The 15,047-nt window shown below is 57.8% G+C and carries 12 protein-coding genes and 2 pseudogenes; 6 read left to right on the top strand and 8 right to left on the bottom strand.

Going from position 1 to position 15,047, the window contains the following annotated elements:
- Positions 1-11 precede the first annotated feature (11 nt).
- Genes AC1DWG_RS04065 through copD form a run of 4 tightly spaced genes read left to right on the top strand, consistent with a single transcriptional unit; the run spans position 12 to position 3,985 of the window.
- Positions 12-1,736, top strand: a complete 1,725-nt coding sequence (locus AC1DWG_RS04065) for a copper resistance system multicopper oxidase (RefSeq protein ID WP_477787282.1) — start codon at positions 12-14, stop codon at positions 1,734-1,736.
- 10 nt (positions 1,737-1,746) lie between these two features.
- The gene (locus tag AC1DWG_RS04060; protein ID WP_477787281.1) at positions 1,747-2,610 is read left to right on the top strand and encodes a copper resistance protein B; all 864 of its coding nucleotides are present in this window, start codon (positions 1,747-1,749) and stop codon (positions 2,608-2,610) included.
- 52 nt (positions 2,611-2,662) lie between these two features.
- Positions 2,663-3,046, top strand: coding sequence for a copper homeostasis periplasmic binding protein CopC (copC, locus tag AC1DWG_RS04055; protein WP_477787280.1), 384 nt, complete (start codon positions 2,663-2,665; stop codon positions 3,044-3,046).
- A gap of 3 nt (positions 3,047-3,049) precedes the next feature.
- On the top strand, positions 3,050-3,985 hold the full coding sequence (copD, locus tag AC1DWG_RS04050; RefSeq protein WP_477787279.1) for a copper homeostasis membrane protein CopD: 936 nt from the start codon (positions 3,050-3,052) through the stop codon (positions 3,983-3,985).
- Positions 3,986-4,546: 561 nt separating this feature from the next.
- On the opposite strand, the gene AC1DWG_RS04045 is transcribed toward copD, so the two are convergent.
- Positions 4,547-5,959: a PAAR domain-containing protein gene (locus AC1DWG_RS04045; RefSeq protein ID WP_477787278.1), complete on the bottom strand. Its 1,413-nt coding sequence runs from the start codon at positions 5,957-5,959 to the stop codon at positions 4,547-4,549.
- A complete protein-coding gene (locus tag AC1DWG_RS04040; RefSeq protein ID WP_477787277.1) occupies positions 5,956-6,183 on the bottom strand; it encodes a hypothetical protein in 228 nt (75 codons plus the stop codon). The genes AC1DWG_RS04045 and AC1DWG_RS04040 overlap by 4 nt, the downstream gene beginning before the upstream one ends.
- Positions 6,184-6,579: 396 nt before the next feature.
- Here AC1DWG_RS04040 and AC1DWG_RS04035 point away from each other — a divergent pair, with 396 nt between their 5' ends.
- Entirely contained in the window at positions 6,580-7,341 is a 762-nt protein-coding gene (locus AC1DWG_RS04035) for a transporter substrate-binding domain-containing protein (protein WP_477787436.1), read from the top strand.
- A gap of 71 nt (positions 7,342-7,412) precedes the next feature.
- On the opposite strand, the gene AC1DWG_RS04030 is transcribed toward AC1DWG_RS04035, so the two are convergent.
- Positions 7,413-7,634 (bottom strand): hypothetical protein, encoded by a 222-nt coding sequence (locus tag AC1DWG_RS04030; RefSeq protein ID WP_223462685.1) that lies wholly within the window; start codon positions 7,632-7,634, stop codon positions 7,413-7,415.
- A gap of 467 nt (positions 7,635-8,101) precedes the next feature.
- Between AC1DWG_RS04030 and AC1DWG_RS04025 the strand changes: the two genes are divergently transcribed.
- Entirely contained in the window at positions 8,102-8,371 is a 270-nt protein-coding gene (locus AC1DWG_RS04025; protein WP_115947664.1) for a short-chain dehydrogenase, read from the top strand.
- Positions 8,372-8,970: 599 nt separating this feature from the next.
- Here AC1DWG_RS04025 and AC1DWG_RS04020 read toward each other — a convergent pair.
- From AC1DWG_RS04020 to AC1DWG_RS04000, 5 genes and pseudogenes are all read right to left on the bottom strand, one after another.
- Positions 8,971-10,007: pseudogene (locus AC1DWG_RS04020) on the bottom strand (IS110 family RNA-guided transposase).
- Between the two features lie 116 nt (positions 10,008-10,123).
- Positions 10,124-11,544 (bottom strand): annotated as a pseudogene (gene ltrA / locus AC1DWG_RS04015) (group II intron reverse transcriptase/maturase).
- 465 nt (positions 11,545-12,009) lie between these two features.
- Positions 12,010-12,264 (bottom strand): hypothetical protein, encoded by a 255-nt coding sequence (locus tag AC1DWG_RS04010; protein ID WP_477787276.1) that lies wholly within the window; start codon positions 12,262-12,264, stop codon positions 12,010-12,012.
- 10 nt (positions 12,265-12,274) lie between these two features.
- On the bottom strand, positions 12,275-14,230 hold the full coding sequence (locus tag AC1DWG_RS04005; protein ID WP_477787275.1) for a hypothetical protein: 1,956 nt from the start codon (positions 14,228-14,230) through the stop codon (positions 12,275-12,277).
- A 351-nt stretch (positions 14,231-14,581) separates the two neighbouring features.
- Entirely contained in the window at positions 14,582-14,896 is a 315-nt protein-coding gene (locus AC1DWG_RS04000; protein WP_477787274.1) for a hypothetical protein, read from the bottom strand.
- Between the last annotated feature and the right edge of the window lie 151 nt (positions 14,897-15,047).

Genomic DNA, 15,047 nt, shown 5'->3' with positions numbered 1-15,047 from the left:
GAACAAACGGCATGCACTCCCACACTTCAAGACGCACCTTCGTCAAAGGCCTGGCCATCGGCGGGCTCTTCGGCGGCCTCGGGTTATGGCGCACGCCGGTCTGGGCGATCAGCAGTCCCGGCGAACCGCAGGTGTTGGCCGGTCACGATTTCGACCTGTACATCGGCGAATCCCCGGTCAACTTCACCGGCAGCCCGCGCACCGCGATGACCATCAACGGCGGCATCCCCGGCCCGCTGCTGCGCTGGCGTGAAGGCGATACGGTGACGCTGCGGGTGCGCAACAAACTCAAGGACAGCACCTCCATTCACTGGCACGGCATCTTGCTGCCGACCAACATGGACGGCGTGCCGGGGCTGAGTTTCAAGGGCATCGAGCCGGGTGGCATGTACGTCTACCAGTTCACCGTGCGACAGAACGGCACCTACTGGTATCACAGCCATTCGGGCTTTCAGGAGCAATCCGGCGTCTACGGCCCGCTGGTGATCGACGCCAAAGACCCGGAGCCGTTCCAGTACGACCGCGACTACGTGGTGATGCTCAGCGACTGGACCGACGAAGACCCGGTCGGCCTGATGAAGACCCTGAAAAAGCAGTCTGATTACTACAATTTCAACAAACGCACCGTGGGCGACTTCATCCACGACGTCAGCGAAAAAGGCTGGGGGCCGACCGTCGCCGACCGCAAGATGTGGGCCGAGATGAAGATGAACCCCACCGACCTGGCCGACGTCGGCGGCGCCACTTACACTTACCTGCTGAACGGCCAGGCGCCGGACATGAACTGGACCGGGGTGTTCCGCCCGGGGGAAAAGCTGCGGCTGCGCTTCATCAACGGCTCGTCCATGACCTACTTCGACGTGCGCATCCCCGGCCTGAAAATGACCGTGGTCGCCGCCGATGGCCTGCACGTCAAACCGGTGAGCGTCGACGAGTTTCGCATTGCCGTGGCGGAAACCTTCGACGTCATCGTCGAACCGACCGAAGCGGCCTACACCCTGTTCGCCCAGGCGATGGATCGCACCGGATTCGCACGCGGCACCCTGGCGGTAAAAGCGGGACTGATTGCGCCGCTGCCGCCACTGGACCCGCGCCCGCTGGTGACCATGGATGACATGGGTATGGGCGGCATGGACCACGGCAGCATGGCGGGCATGGCGGGCATGGCGGGCATGGATCACGGCAACATGGCCATGGGCGACATGCCCGGCATGCAGTCCCACCCGGCCTCGGAAACCGACAACCCGCTGGTGGACATGCAAGCCATGTCCACCTCACCGAAACTCGACGATCCCGGCATGGGCCTGCGCGACAACGGTCGCCGTGTGCTCACCTATTCCGACCTGCGCAGCACCTTCGAAGACCCGGACGGCCGCGAGCCCGGCCGCACCCTGGAACTGCACCTGACCGGGCACATGGAAAAATTCGCCTGGTCGTTCAACGGCGTGAAGTTCTCTGATGCAGAACCTCTGCGCCTCAAGTACGGCGAGCGGCTGCGGATCGTGCTGGTCAACGACACGATGATGATGCACCCCATCCACCTGCATGGTATGTGGAGCGACCTCGAAGACGAGAACGGCCAGTTCATGGTGCGCAAACACACCATCGACATGCCACCGGGCTCCCGGCGCAGCTATCGGGTCACCGCCGATGCGCTCGGCCGCTGGGCCTATCACTGCCATCTCCTGTACCACATGGAAATGGGCATGTTCCGTGAAGTTCGCGTGGAAGAATGAGGCGCACCCCATGATTCGATTCACCCCGGTTTTTTTCGCACTCGCGACCTCGACGGCGATGGCCGCCAGCGATGACATGCAAGGCATGGATCACAGCCAGATGGACCACAGTCAGATGCAAAGCATGGACGAGGGCCAGATGCAGCCCGCCGCCGCCAGCGAAAGTCGCACACCGATCCCGGTGCTGACCGATGCCGATCGCGCTGCCGTGTATGCCGATCCCGCCGGTCACCACGTACATGACAGCACGCTCAATTCATTCTTCCTCGCCGACAAACTGGAATGGCAGGACGCCGATGACGGCAGCACCCTGGCCTGGGATTTGTCCGGCTGGGTCGGCGGTGACATCGATCGCCTGTGGCTGCGCTCCGAAGGCGAACGCAGCAATGGCGTGACCGAGGACGCGGAAATCCAGGCCCTGTGGGGCCACGCCATTTCTCCGTGGTGGGACGTCGTCAGCGGCGTGCGCCAGGACTTCAAGCCCGGCGCCCCGCAAACCTGGGCCGCGTTCGGCGTGCAAGGCATGGCGCTGTACAACTTCGAGGCCGAAGCCACGGCTTTCATCGGCGAAGGCGGCCAGAGCGCCGTGCGGCTGGAAGGCGACTACGACATCCTGCTGACCAATCGGCTGATCCTGCAGCCAACCGTCGAACTCAACGCCTATGGCAAAAACGACCCGCAACGGGGCATCGGCGCGGGGCTGTCCAACACCGAAGCCGGCCTGCGCCTGCGCTACGAAATCCGCCGGGAATTCGCGCCCTACCTCGGCGTGACCTGGAACCGCACCTACGGCAACACCGCCGACTACGCCAGTGACGAAGGCGAGGACCGCAGCGAAACCCGCCTGGTGCTCGGTATTCGGCTGTGGTTCTGAACAGACTCACCTCAAACCAACAACAACCGCTTCAAGCGGTAAAGGACCTTGCATGCGCCTCATCAAACCCACCGCCGTCGTTATCACGTTGCTCAGCGGCCTGCTCATGAGCACCCTCGCTCAAGCGCACCCCAAACTGCTCGCCTCCACCCCAGCGGAAGGCGCAGAAGGTACGCCGCCCGACAAGATCGAGCTGCACTTTTCCGAAAACCTCGTCACCCAGTTTTCTGGCGCCAAACTGCTGATGACCGAAATGTCCGGTATGGCCCACGCCCCGATGCCGGTCAAGGCCAAAGTCAGCGGCGGCAGTGATCCGAAGACCATGTTCATCACCCCGACAGCGCCCTTGACTGCCGGCACCTACAAGGTCGAATGGCGCGCAGTGTCGTCGGACACCCACCCGATCACCGGCAACGTCACCTTCAAAGTGAAATGATCGATGAGCGACTCGGCCAACGTCGTGCTGCGGTTTGTGTTGTATGTGGATTTGATGCTGTTGTTTGGCGTGGCGCTGTTTGGGCTGTATAGCCTTAAAGGACGGGAACGACGTTCGGGGACCGTGCTGCCCTTTTGCGGATTGTTGGCGGGTTTTGCCGGACTCGGGGCATTGTTGTCGAGCGCCGGCATGGTGCTGATGGCCAGCACCATGAGCGGCGAATCAGACGTTGCCGAGTTGCGACCTCACATCGAGATGATGCTGTTCGAGACCGATGTCGGGTTGGCCTGGGCTGTGCGGATGATTGCATTGGCGGTCGTAGGGCTGGCATTGACGTTCCACTCACGCGCCCCCGGCATCAGCCTGGTGATCGCCGCCACGGCCGGCGGCATCGCCCTCGCCGGCCTGGCCTGGAGCGGGCACGGCGCTATGGACGACGGAAGTCGCCGCTATTGGCACTTCACCGCGGACATCCTGCACCTGCAAATAGCGGGCGCCTGGCTCGGTGCGTTGCTTGCGTTTGCCCTGATGGCGCAAACCCGGGCCCTGCAAACCGAAGCACACATTCGCTTGCTGGCTCGCGCGGTCAAACGATTCGAACTTGCTGGCGCGCTGATCGTCGTGATCATCACCCTGACGGGCGTGGTGAACTACCTGTTCATCGTCGGGCCGAAGCTCGATGAGGTTTTACGCAGCCACTACGGAGTTTTGCTGACGATCAAAGTGTTGCTGTTTGCCGGGATGCTGGTGTTGGCGGCGTTGAACCGCTTTCATCTTGGCCCCTTGCTGGAGCAGTCGTTGCGAGAGGGCCAATATCGCGCGGCGGCCCATGCACTTCGACGCAGTGTGGTGGTGGAAATGGCCGCAGCGGTGTTGATTGTGGGGTTGGTGGCGTGGCTGGGGACGTTGAGTCCGGAAGTGGAAATGAGCAATGTTTAGAGGGATCGTTCACCTTTCACACCCCCGAAAAAACGGCACCTTCCGGTGCCGTTCAATTTTGCAGTCCTGCTTTAACTTATCGAGCCCAGTGTCCCGATCTTGTCACACAGAGGTCCACCAGGCTACGGCGGGAAATGCCGAGCGCCGTTTTTTTCTTGAGGTGATCGGCCATAAATTACCCTATTTTCACTAGCACATATCCAATCAACACCCCAATTGCACTACCAAAAAGCATCACTGCATCTATTTGCAGAAGTCGTTTGAGATGAGGAGGGAAGGTTTTGATGTCGACAGGGTCCACGTCACCAATGCGGATGTATGCCCTCGGCCATAACACCATGCCTCCAATTTTATTGATCAATACGACCCCCCCAAACCAGCCCTGATTCCGTAGGCCCGGCCCCCAAATATAGATGTAGCGACTATTTTTCAAGGCTTCTAGCATGGCGTCCAGATGACGCCGGCTCAGGTACAGACTGAATACGATATGCACAGCCCCCAATAGGATTGGACCAGCCAGAAGCCAGAAAACTAACCAAGAGGTCCGAGTCTCTTCCCCTATCATTGCTGTGTTTTTTTGTACAAGATCTCACCAGCGAACTCGCCGCCTTCACCAACATAAGTCGTACCCACCCATGCGCCAACACCTATGACAGTCGCGACGCAGACAACTCCACCGACTACTGTAGATACTCCAAGCGCGAGGCAGATCGGACCACTGGCACGTTGAGCTATCCCCCCACCCACAACACCTCCGATGGTGGACCCCACGAACTTGCCACCCTCAGTAAACTTGACCTTCTCACAAGCCGTTCCAGTGTCACCGACACAAACCTCCTGAACAGCCAACAACGAAGATATCCCGCCAATACCAACACCGATGTAACCGCCGGTGCTCATGTACTTGGCCGCCCGACTGATCGCATTCACATGAGTGGCGTAACCCGGTATCTGCCCCGGCGCTCCGGCCTTGTCCCAGTGGTGCACCAGACTGCGACTGGAAATGCCGAGCGCCGTCTTCAGCTTCGGGTGATCGCCCAGGGTGGTCTGGCCACGCAGGCGAGTGGAGTTCAGCAGATGAGCATCGAGTTGGGCGAGCAGGCGCTGGCGTTCGGCGAAGAACTGCGGTGATTTGAGGTGGCCATGTTGACGATAGCTGTCTTGATGCAGGCGCTCCATGGCTTGCAGGGTGTCGCGCAGTCGGGCCAGGTGTTTTTCCATCACCACCGCGCTGACGCCGAGCCAGGTCGAAGTCTCGCCGGTAAAACTGGCGATTTCCGCTGCATGGCGGAACATGAACTCAGCTTCCTCCGGCGTCAGGGGATCAAGGGCTGCCTTGACCTGCTGCGCGGCCTGCATCAGCTGCGCTTCCTGGTAGGTGCAGGAGGTGTTGTTCGGGTCGCTCAGTACGATCAACGAGCCGGCTTTGATGTTGTCTGATACTGGGTTGAGTGCCCGAAACTTGCGCATCACGGCGGCACCGGGCGTGGCGAACAGCGTGGCCTCCAATGCCTCCCGGGTCATGCTTTTGGGCACCACATAGAAGCCCGGTTCTTGAGGGTCTACGCGGGCGAATATGACAGGCGCCGGTGGGTACGAAGGGGCGAAACCAGGCTGACGTGGCGCGGCCGGTTGACTGGTTGCCGCACTGGAAACGGGTTGCACAACGTCCCTGCCCGTTCGCGGTGCGGAGTTAGCGCTGCGATAGGTCGCCGTGACCACCGAGGGGATCAGCCGGGCCTTGCAGGGGCATTCGCTGTGGCTGTCCAGCGTGCCCGCCATGGCTTTGCCATGACTGATCATGTGCGAAATGCCACCGACAATTTTGTAAGTCTTGCCGTCCTTGCCACAGGTGACTCGATCACCCTCGCGGGCATGGGCAATGCCGTACATCATGATCCGGGTGTCACCATCCAGGACCTTACCGCCACAGGTGGTCTTGTCATGCAGACCAATGAAATGTCCTTCGTTCATTGATGTTCTTCCTCCTTGATGGAAGGCAGAAAGTCCTCGGTTGCGATTCGGTAAATGGCGTGAGCGGGATGAGCTTCCATGTATGCCTGCCCCTGGCGAACAACTGCCAGAGCTTCGTCGCAAAAGTGCGCAAGCCGCCCTTCAGTGAAGTGGGGGGCGTCAAGACTGCGAAGAAGTTCAGCGGAGACTTCTTTGGTATACAAGGGATGCGCAGGTGCATTCATTTGCAACTTCCTTATCGTCATCGGTTTGAGTTGCCTTTCCTTCTCATCTCGGCAGAAGCGCCGAGCAGAGAGAATATTGGGCGACGACGAATAAGACGGTGGGACGCTTGCTGAACGCAATCCAATGGCATAGCCAAAATGAACGAATAGGAATTTTCGCAATAACCAACAACCCATTTCCTACAACGGGAGTTACAAGAAGTATTTTTTTGCGCAGTGGAAGCCCGCTGTGTGTGTGTGGTTATTTCACGTGCGAGCGTAGTCCGATGGATTAACTAAAAAACGACATCTTCCCGGACAGGATTTTTCACACCGGTGAAAGTTTCACTACACTCCCCTTCAAAACCACTCCAGCAAAAAAGCCCGATAACAATGAAGAAAATCAACAGAGCAATGATGCTCGGCGGCTTGCTCGCACTCGCCCTTGGCGCCCAGGCAGAACCTTCGCATCTGGACAGCGTCATGCAACAGGGACAACTGCGCGTCTGCACCACCGGCGACTACAAGCCCTACACCCTCAAAGCCGGGGACGGCGAATATTCCGGCATCGACATCGCCATGGCCCGCACCCTGGCCGACAGCCTGGGCGTCAAGGTCGAGTGGGTGCCCACCACCTGGAAAACCCTGATGCCCGACATGCTCGCCGGCAAGTGCGACATCGCCATGGGCGGCATCTCGGTCACCCTGGAACGGCAGAAAAAAGCCTTCTTCAGCACCACCCTGGACGTCGACGGCAAAATCCCGCTGGTGCGCTGCGAAGACCAGGCGCTGTACCAGACCGTCGAACAGATCAACCAGCCCTCGGTTCGTCTGGTCGAACCTGCCGGCGGCACCAACGAAGCGTTCGTTCACGCCTACCTGCCCCAGGCGCAATTGCAGCTGCGCGACAACATCAGCATTTTTCAGGAACTGCTGGATAAAAAGGCAGACGTGATGATCACCGACGCATCGGGGGCGCTGTATCAGCAGAAGCTCAAACCGGGCCTGTGCGCCGTCAACCCCACGCACTACCTGCAATACGGCGAAAAAGCCTACCTGCTGCCCCGCGACGACATCACCTGGAAGCTGTACGTCGATCAATGGCTGCATCTGGCCAAGGCGACGGGCAACTACCAGAAGATTCGGCGGCAGTGGCTGGTGGTGCCTGACGCAAAGTAATGGGGCGCTCTTCACCCGCACAAAAAATGGCGCTCCCATGGGAGCGCCCTTTTTTCATTGCGGACCGCGTATCAATCGTCGTGCAGCAATCCTGAACTGTACTCGCCGAAGCTATTGCCGAGCGCGCTGCCATGGAAATTCATCTTGGCGGCATTGCTGTTGGTCGGCCCCGGGCCAAAGCCAGCCGGCTGCACCGAGTCGGTCGAATAATCGCTATGGGAGCTCACACCGGAACAGGCGCTCAACAACAAAGCACCGGCTATCAGCGAGACTTTGACGAGGTTTGCGATCATTTTTTTATTCCTGTGGGTTGAGGCGCGGGGGACATGACCTTTGGTGGTTATCCTATGCCTCATTTCAACGACACATCATGAAACTTTTCGGCAAGTCAGCGTTGGTTCAGGCAATGCGATGTCTTAAAAAACGGTGCCACTGCTCAAAAAGAGCAGCGTCCTACACGACATCAGGAATTGTCCGTACACTCCGCCATTGCTGCGCCTTTGCCACGAGTCCTATAGTCCGGCCCACGCCCTCACGGCGTGTCGGGTTTGGCGACTCGATTGCAATTGAACTGAAGTCTTCGACCATTTCGGAGCGCTTCGGAACGCACCTAGCTGCCTGTTTTATGGTGGCTGTGCGCGGGAGACCTCAGGGTCTGCCGGTTTCTCCATTGCCCGGTTCGCCAACCCGCGTACGGCTACCACCCTCTCGTTTGGCGACGATTGAGTGATAGCTCTCATGAACTAATGGAGCTTCACTTATGAATGAGTACATCGCTTTAACCAGCAATGCCGATGACCTGCCCTCGCTGTTCGTCAACACCACCCAACCTCTGCATTCACTGCTCAGCACGGCCAGTTACAGAATCCGAGCTGTAACGCAGATTCTTGAAAATCTGGCGATGCGTGGTGACATCACCAGCGATACGGTAGTTCTCAGCGACTTTGCGTTGTTGTGCTGCGTGCCGTTGCGCGATGGTTGTGATGTGTTGGATGTGATTGCGCGGCGGATGGATTCAGAGCCGTCTTGAAATCAGGAGGGGCGTTCTACTTGGGCGAAAAAACGGCACCTTCCGGTGCCGTTCGAATTTCGCAGTCCTGCTTTAACTTACCCTGCCCGGTGTCCCGGCCTTGTCACAGAGGTCCACCAGGCTACGACGGGAAATGTCGAGGGACGCTAACAGCGTCGCGACGCTCAAGGCAGGGTCAAAAGAACGATTAAGAAGTTTCGTCAAAAGGAAATGTCTTTTTCCTACAACAGCCTTCAAAGGAGCTTTTATAGAGAAATGGAAGTTCGTTTTGTGGTTCCAACAATCGAGTAGGAGGCGGATTTACATCCGCCGTCCTCTCACATACATGGACGCCCCCAGCTTGCCGAGCTTTCAATTCGTGACAACACAGACGGGGTTGAGATTGCAGCCATACATCCGGACTTTATGTGAGGCTCTGCCTCTGTCCCTGATGGAATTCGCTGATCGGGCTCTTATCACCACCACGCGCTCGAAGCGCCTGTGAGAGGGCAGAGTTACCCGATCCCGGTCCGACCTGTCTTGCCATCACGTCATGATTGCCTGGGCAACCTTGGTAGTACTCCTTTCTAACGCTTCATCGCTTGACTCCACCGGTCTGGTTACGCGCCTGCGACAGCAGGGGTGTAACCAGACCGGAATCTGCGGTCGTGGGCCAGCAGCGCCCAGGCAATCCGGGCACTCTTGTTGGCCTGCGCGATGACTGCCACATTCGTGTTGCGACGCGCCAACAAACCCTTCAGCCAATCCGATGAGGGGTCGGTTTTACCTTCGGCGTAACGAACCACCGCTCGCGCACCATGAACCAGCAATGTGCGCAAATAGCTATCGCCTCGCTTGCTGATACCTAACAGCGTGGACTTGCCTCCGCTCGAATGCTGTCGCGGTACTAATCCCAACCATGCCGCCATCTGCCGACCGTTGGCAAAACTCTTCGCATCACCTACCGAAGCGACCAGAGCGCTTGCGGTGATCGGTCCAATACCCGGTATTTCTGCAAGCTTGCAACTGGCCTCATTCCCTCGATGCCATTGTTGAATTTCCCGTTCAAGTTGACCCACCTGCCGGTCCAACTCCTTCAGATGATCGCCCAGGCGCTGCATCAACTGCCGGAATGAACCGGGCAGACCGTTTTCGCCATCTTCCAGGATGCCTGGCAAACGCTCGGCGATATGCCCGATCCTTGTGCGATGACAATGCCGAACTCACCGAGCAGCCCACGAATTGCGTTAGCTTGCGCAGTACGAGCCTTCACAAAACCCTGCCGCGCCCGATGCATGGCCAATATCCCTTGTTGCTCTGTCGTCTTGATCGGTACGAAGCGCATATTGGGTCGAGCGACCGCTTCACAAATGGCCTCTGCATCGGCTACGTCGTTCTTGTTCGTTTTCACATAGGGCTTAACAAATTGTGGAGCCATCAACTTGACCGTATGTCCAAATGCTTGCAGCTTTCTTGCCCAGTGATGGGCACTTCCGCAAGCCTCCATACCGATCAAGCACGGCGCCAATACTGCAAAGAAAGGGGCAAACTGGTCACGTTTGAGCTGCTTCTTCAGTACTGGTTTCCCTCGCTCGTCAACTCCGTGTACTTGAAACACGTTTTTTGCCAAATCGATACCAACAGTCGTAAGCTTCATGAGGACGCTCCCTTCCGTTAAGTGCTATTAACACTTTCACTTTGGCACATCGATGCCGTTAGGACAGGGGGCGTCCATTCCATTACCACCGTACGTACGGGTCCGTATACGGCGGTTCAGGTTATGCGGATAAGCCGTTTTATCGTATCCAGTATTGAGACCAGCCCCAGGCTGTCCCACAGCTTCTTCGGCAGCGCGTGATTCATATGTGACGCTCCCGAGTTCCACCATGGCCCGCGCCCGTTGAACGCTGATTTGCAGGCGCGTGCTTCGCTGATCCCCAGACGTATCAGGTTGCGCGCCCTCGTTGGGCGCTGCTTCCATTGACGCCAAATGACACAGCGAAGTTTACGGCGCATCCAGCCATCCAACTCCTCAAGGGGGCGGTTGCTCTGGCTAAGCTTGAAGTAACCCGCCCAACCACGTAGCACCGGGTTAATCCGCTCAATGACGCTTGCCATCTTGTGGCCCCGCGCTCCGCGCAGCAGTTCTCTGAGCCGATCGCGCAAGCGATTCAGGCTCATCGTAGCTACTTTCAGCTTCGGCTGTTTATGCAGGTTCATCCCGTAACCCAAGTAATCACACGCCCACGGCCGTGCTACTCGGCTCTTTTCCTGATTCAACGTCAGTTTCAGGCGTTGATTCAGGAAGCGCTCAACCCTGACCAGCACTCGCTCGCCAGCACGACGACTCCGCACATAAATGTTGGCGTCGTCGGCATAGCGCACGAAGCGATGACCCCGCTGCTCCAATTCTCGGTCGAGTTCGTTGAGCAGGATGTTCGACAGCAACGGCGAGAGCGGGCCGCCTTGCGGCGTCCCTTCCTGCCGTCGACTGACGAGTCCGCCTGACATCGTCCCCGCTTCGAGATAACGACGGATCAGCGTGAGCACCCGTTTGTCTTCGATTTGACGCGCCACGTAAGCCATCAGGACATCGTGGTTGACCCGATCAAGGAACTTCTCGAGATCAAGTTCCAAGCACCAGCGGTGACCCGCCGCCACATGGGCGTGGGCTGTTTCGATGGTTTGATGGGCGCTTCGGCCTGGACGGAAGCCGTAGCTGTAGTCCGAAACAGAGGGTCGAAGATCGGCGTGAGCTGTTGCAGCAAAGCCTGTTGGATCAGGCGATCCACGACACTGGGAATGCCCAGTTGCCGCGTCCCACCTTTGGGTTTGGGGATGTCGACGGCGCGTACACCTTGCGGGTGATACTCACCGGCCAACAGCCGAGACTTGAGGATCGGCCAATACTGTTTCACGTAGCCCGCCAGCTGGTCGACCGTCATGCCATCGGCACCCGGTGCGCCTTTGTTGCTGACTACGCGCTGATACGCACGCTTGAGGTTGGCGGGTGCAAGCACCCGCGCCATCAGCGTGTCCGGCTCCGCGTTCGTCCACGCCACAGACGCCGTCGATGTTTGCGCCCTGTCAGCCTTCATCCTCGGATACCGTCCAGGACCTGGGGTAACAGTTTTCTCTTGGAGAATATTCTGCGTTTCAACATTCGACGAGACTCTGACGCCTACTGGCGGCATAACCTGTTCGGCCCTTGGTGACGCGGTGATCCGCCACTTACTACGGCCTCAACTGACTTCTGTAGGCTCATCCCGTCGCCTCTCGACGCTCGGTAGGACAGTGGCAAACCTACAGATCTCCCAGGGTAATTCGCGTGACCTTCCTGCTTATGCCTGTCGGATCTACGTCACAGCGTTCCGTGCAAGTATCGGGCTTTAATGATCATGGCCACCTTACCCCACTGCGCCGCCTAATCCGCTTCCTGTTCGTCAGGCCAGCATTTTGCCTCGGGCTTCCTTCAGATTCGCAGTCACCCGCGACACCCTTGCCTCTGACTAACACTTCCCCTTGCCGGGTGTGTAGAGGACTTGCACCTCCAAGTCACCCGCTTGGCCACCACAGCCAAGCGGGTTGCGCGCAACGCGCCATGCCTGGCGCACCACGAAAAAAACCCGCCGAAGCGGGTCACAGTTGATGCCTGCTGACTAGCAGTCCACGGCACCGACGAATCCTGGAAGCGTCTTCAGGTGCACATAGGCCTGCTCCAGCGGATTACCGCCGTCGGTGTCATAAGGCGCTTCCCTGATTTCGCTTTGGAACACTTCGGCTTCGGGACTATTGCGGTACTGAACACCAAAGGTCATCATCCTGTTGCCCATGGCAATGGCTGACATGACCGCAGTGATGTGAGCGTCTATAACGGTGATGCCTTTGAATTCGATGGTCTTCTTGATGGACATGCTGAATTCCTTAGTTAGGGATCCGGAGTGTTCGATAGCCCGTACCTGCGGAATCAATAGTGCCGACCTCGATTCGATCAAATGAGATAACACCGTTTTTGATCAGCTTGACCGACAGTGCTGTCTTCCCTGAGGAAAGGCCCGAATCATCAATCGATGCGACAGTCTCCAACGATTTGTTGCGCCAGCGGTATTTTCCGGAATCCCCCAGGTTGAAGGTCGTGTAAAACTGATCCGTTTGTTCGCTCGCACCATTCGGCAGTACTCGATAAAACTGCTGATCGACAGTAACCACGAACTCTTTACGCGTGGACACTTCGCTTGAGTAGCCCGCCACAAAATTACTGGAAAGAGCCCCAGCGCCGAACACTACCACCCCGGAACTCACAAGCGCTTCAGGGTTAACGCCACCTGTGAGCACCCCGTAGTTATTCAATCCACCCTCGCCTGTAAATTCGAAAATAGCCTTGACCGTCGAGTAATAATTAACGCCCTCAGCGAAGCAGGCATTCGCCTTACGGAACAGGTACAACGGATTAAGCACCGCAGCCACTGCGGAGAAATAGGGTCTCGGGTCAATCGATCGGCAATTGAGCGGCAGCAGTTGGCCACTGGCCGTGCCGCCATGAAAAACAACTCCGGCCCCTTCGACATTCTCGAAGGTGATGTTGTAATCCCAGTTGTCGCGCGACCATTCCCCATATTGGATCACGGCGTTGAAATTGGCGGCATTGCCAAACTTGACCATGTTCGCTGCCGAGCAGGTGTTGAGCTTGACCCCCCGGGACTCGGTGTTCCTGCCTACCGCAAAGCCCACAGCGCTGTTCTCAGCAAAGGTGAAACCGAAGGCTTTGCATAGATTGATTTCGCTTTCAAAGATGCCGTCGAGCAAGAACACGTCGGTTTTGATGCCATGCTGGGGGAGCGCAATCACCTGCTCGATTTTGATGCCCTGGCACATCTTGCCGGTCGCAAAGCCCGTACCACCACCGGCCTTGTTGGTTTTAAAGGCGGTACTAGAAAAGTTTTTGATGTAGACGCGCTGCACATAGCTCCCATCCCGGGCGCCGAACATGGCTACACCAGGAATATCACGGCCGCCTACATCAATCGTGAGCGATGAAATACCCAGATGAGTGGAAACATCTGCAGCAGCAGTTGAGTCGCCCAACTCAATCACACAGTCTCCGATGAACCCGGCGCCTGGCCCACCCTGCGGGTCCAAGACAAGGCCGGCAGAATCGATGCCGTCACCAACGAGCTGCGCGCCAGTCACTTTGGTCGTGATCTTGCGCTTCACCTTGAGTAAGTGAGGAATCAGGACCTTCTTACCCTCTTGCAGCGCGGCATTGATCGCCGTATCCCAGTACCAGGTAGCGGGTTCCGCTTCATCAATCCTGTCCCCCGCGGGAATACGGTTGATGTACTCCCATACGTTCAAGGACTGGGCGCTCAACATGCCCGCCACCGTGTAGGCTGACTTGCCGAACGGACCTCGCATGAAGGCCAGCATCTTGTCGTTTCTGCTCGGGTCGGCCAGTTCCTGGCGCAATGACGCGTCACCCGCCGCCAAGAGCTTCGGCGCATCGATTGCCCATCCCGATGTGACAAAAGGCAAGCTGGCGTTCTTGGCGCGATACAGCTCACCCAAATAGCGAACAGTTTGCGTGGGCCGGGTAATACTCAAGCCGACGACATAATCGGCCGGAGTCTCGAAACCGCTACTTTCAAGAAAGTCGACAAACTCGGTTACACGCTCTGCTTGAGCAGATGTGAACGCCGAGTTACGTCCGGCCTGATCCGCCTCAAACTCGATACCCATGGCGGGAATTGTCTTTCGGTTCGTACCGAAACGATCCGCATACATTGATCCGGGGCCATTCACAAACTTGTCGAGAATTTTTGCGTTGTCAGACAAGTCTCGCGGATCGGTACTGCCGATCGGGTTGCCGGTGTTGTAGCTCATGGTCATTTCGCTCACAGAGTAAGCCGCCGGCGCCGCAAATGACGCGGTGCCGAGTGCGCTGATTTTTATCAATTGCCGGCGATTTACCATAACGACCAACCTCAAAACAGAATCGGTTGGCAGTGTACCGGCGCAGGCGTTGTAGGCCGAATGAAGAATGTGCGAATCGTTGCAACAGACTGACGCAGACGCAGCCAAACACCATGCAGACCTACCCTGCTGGCCACTCGTGGTTTATGGCACGGTCGAAGATATCCGCCATAGCAACGTAGTCGGGTACAGTGATAATCCAGCCTGCGTCCAGAATGGGGCGCTTGAACAATTCGACTTTGGCGGAAAAGCGCCAATGACTCACACCCACCAGATTCGGCCCGTCGTAAATATCGATGAAGTGAGCTCGGTGATCATCCCCCCCAGTGGCGTCTTGAGTGGACACTGAAACCACAGGCTGCCCGAGAGCAGGATGTGCTCAAACCATCCTTCAAAGAGCTGCGCCTGGGTATCGTTGAGCAGCCAAGTAACCGTTGCCACAGTGGGAACGGACGTGAATCGACGCCGCTGCCTGGCCCGCCCACTCTGCTGATCAGAGCGAGCAATCGGGCTTACGGATTGAAAGCCATAACATTTGCGCTGCGGCAGGGGCAGAAACTTCGGATACTCAATCATTTGCTGCCTCTATGGACCGATAAATGCTTCATAACGGGGCGCTGTTGTCATAGAGGTACACCCGCGCGTCGTAGGGCATGCCTTCCACCGCGACGCTTCCGCTGCCTGATGGATTCACGACGGTGACCAGTGTGGGGTAACTCCACCGATT

The sequence above is a fragment of the Pseudomonas sp. P4_B3 genome (assembly GCF_056402295.1).
The sequence above is the reverse complement of the archived record's forward strand: the minus strand, read 5'-3'. Positions and strand labels throughout refer to the sequence as shown.

Coding starts and splice junctions, on each gene's coding strand:
- AC1DWG_RS04065 (WP_477787282.1), top strand. CDS start 12: ATGCACTCCCACACTTCAAGACGCACCTTCGTCAAAGGCCTGGCCATC.
- AC1DWG_RS04060 (WP_477787281.1), top strand. CDS start 1,747: ATGATTCGATTCACCCCGGTTTTTTTCGCACTCGCGACCTCGACGGCG.
- AC1DWG_RS04010 (WP_477787276.1), bottom strand. CDS start 12,264: ATGTCCATCAAGAAGACCATCGAATTCAAAGGCATCACCGTTATAGAC.
- copD (WP_477787279.1), top strand. CDS start 3,050: ATGAGCGACTCGGCCAACGTCGTGCTGCGGTTTGTGTTGTATGTGGAT.
- AC1DWG_RS04005 (WP_477787275.1), bottom strand. CDS start 14,230: ATGAGCTACAACACCGGCAACCCGATCGGCAGTACCGATCCGCGAGAC.
- AC1DWG_RS04030 (WP_223462685.1), bottom strand. CDS start 7,634: ATGATCGCAAACCTCGTCAAAGTCTCGCTGATAGCCGGTGCTTTGTTG.
- AC1DWG_RS04040 (WP_477787277.1), bottom strand. CDS start 6,183: ATGAATGCACCTGCGCATCCCTTGTATACCAAAGAAGTCTCCGCTGAA.
- AC1DWG_RS04000 (WP_477787274.1), bottom strand. CDS start 14,896: ATGATTGAGTATCCGAAGTTTCTGCCCCTGCCGCAGCGCAAATGTTAT.
- AC1DWG_RS04025 (WP_115947664.1), top strand. CDS start 8,102: ATGAATGAGTACATCGCTTTAACCAGCAATGCCGATGACCTGCCCTCG.
- AC1DWG_RS04035 (WP_477787436.1), top strand. CDS start 6,580: ATGCTCGGCGGCTTGCTCGCACTCGCCCTTGGCGCCCAGGCAGAACCT.
- copC (WP_477787280.1), top strand. CDS start 2,663: ATGCGCCTCATCAAACCCACCGCCGTCGTTATCACGTTGCTCAGCGGC.
- AC1DWG_RS04045 (WP_477787278.1), bottom strand. CDS start 5,959: ATGAACGAAGGACATTTCATTGGTCTGCATGACAAGACCACCTGTGGC.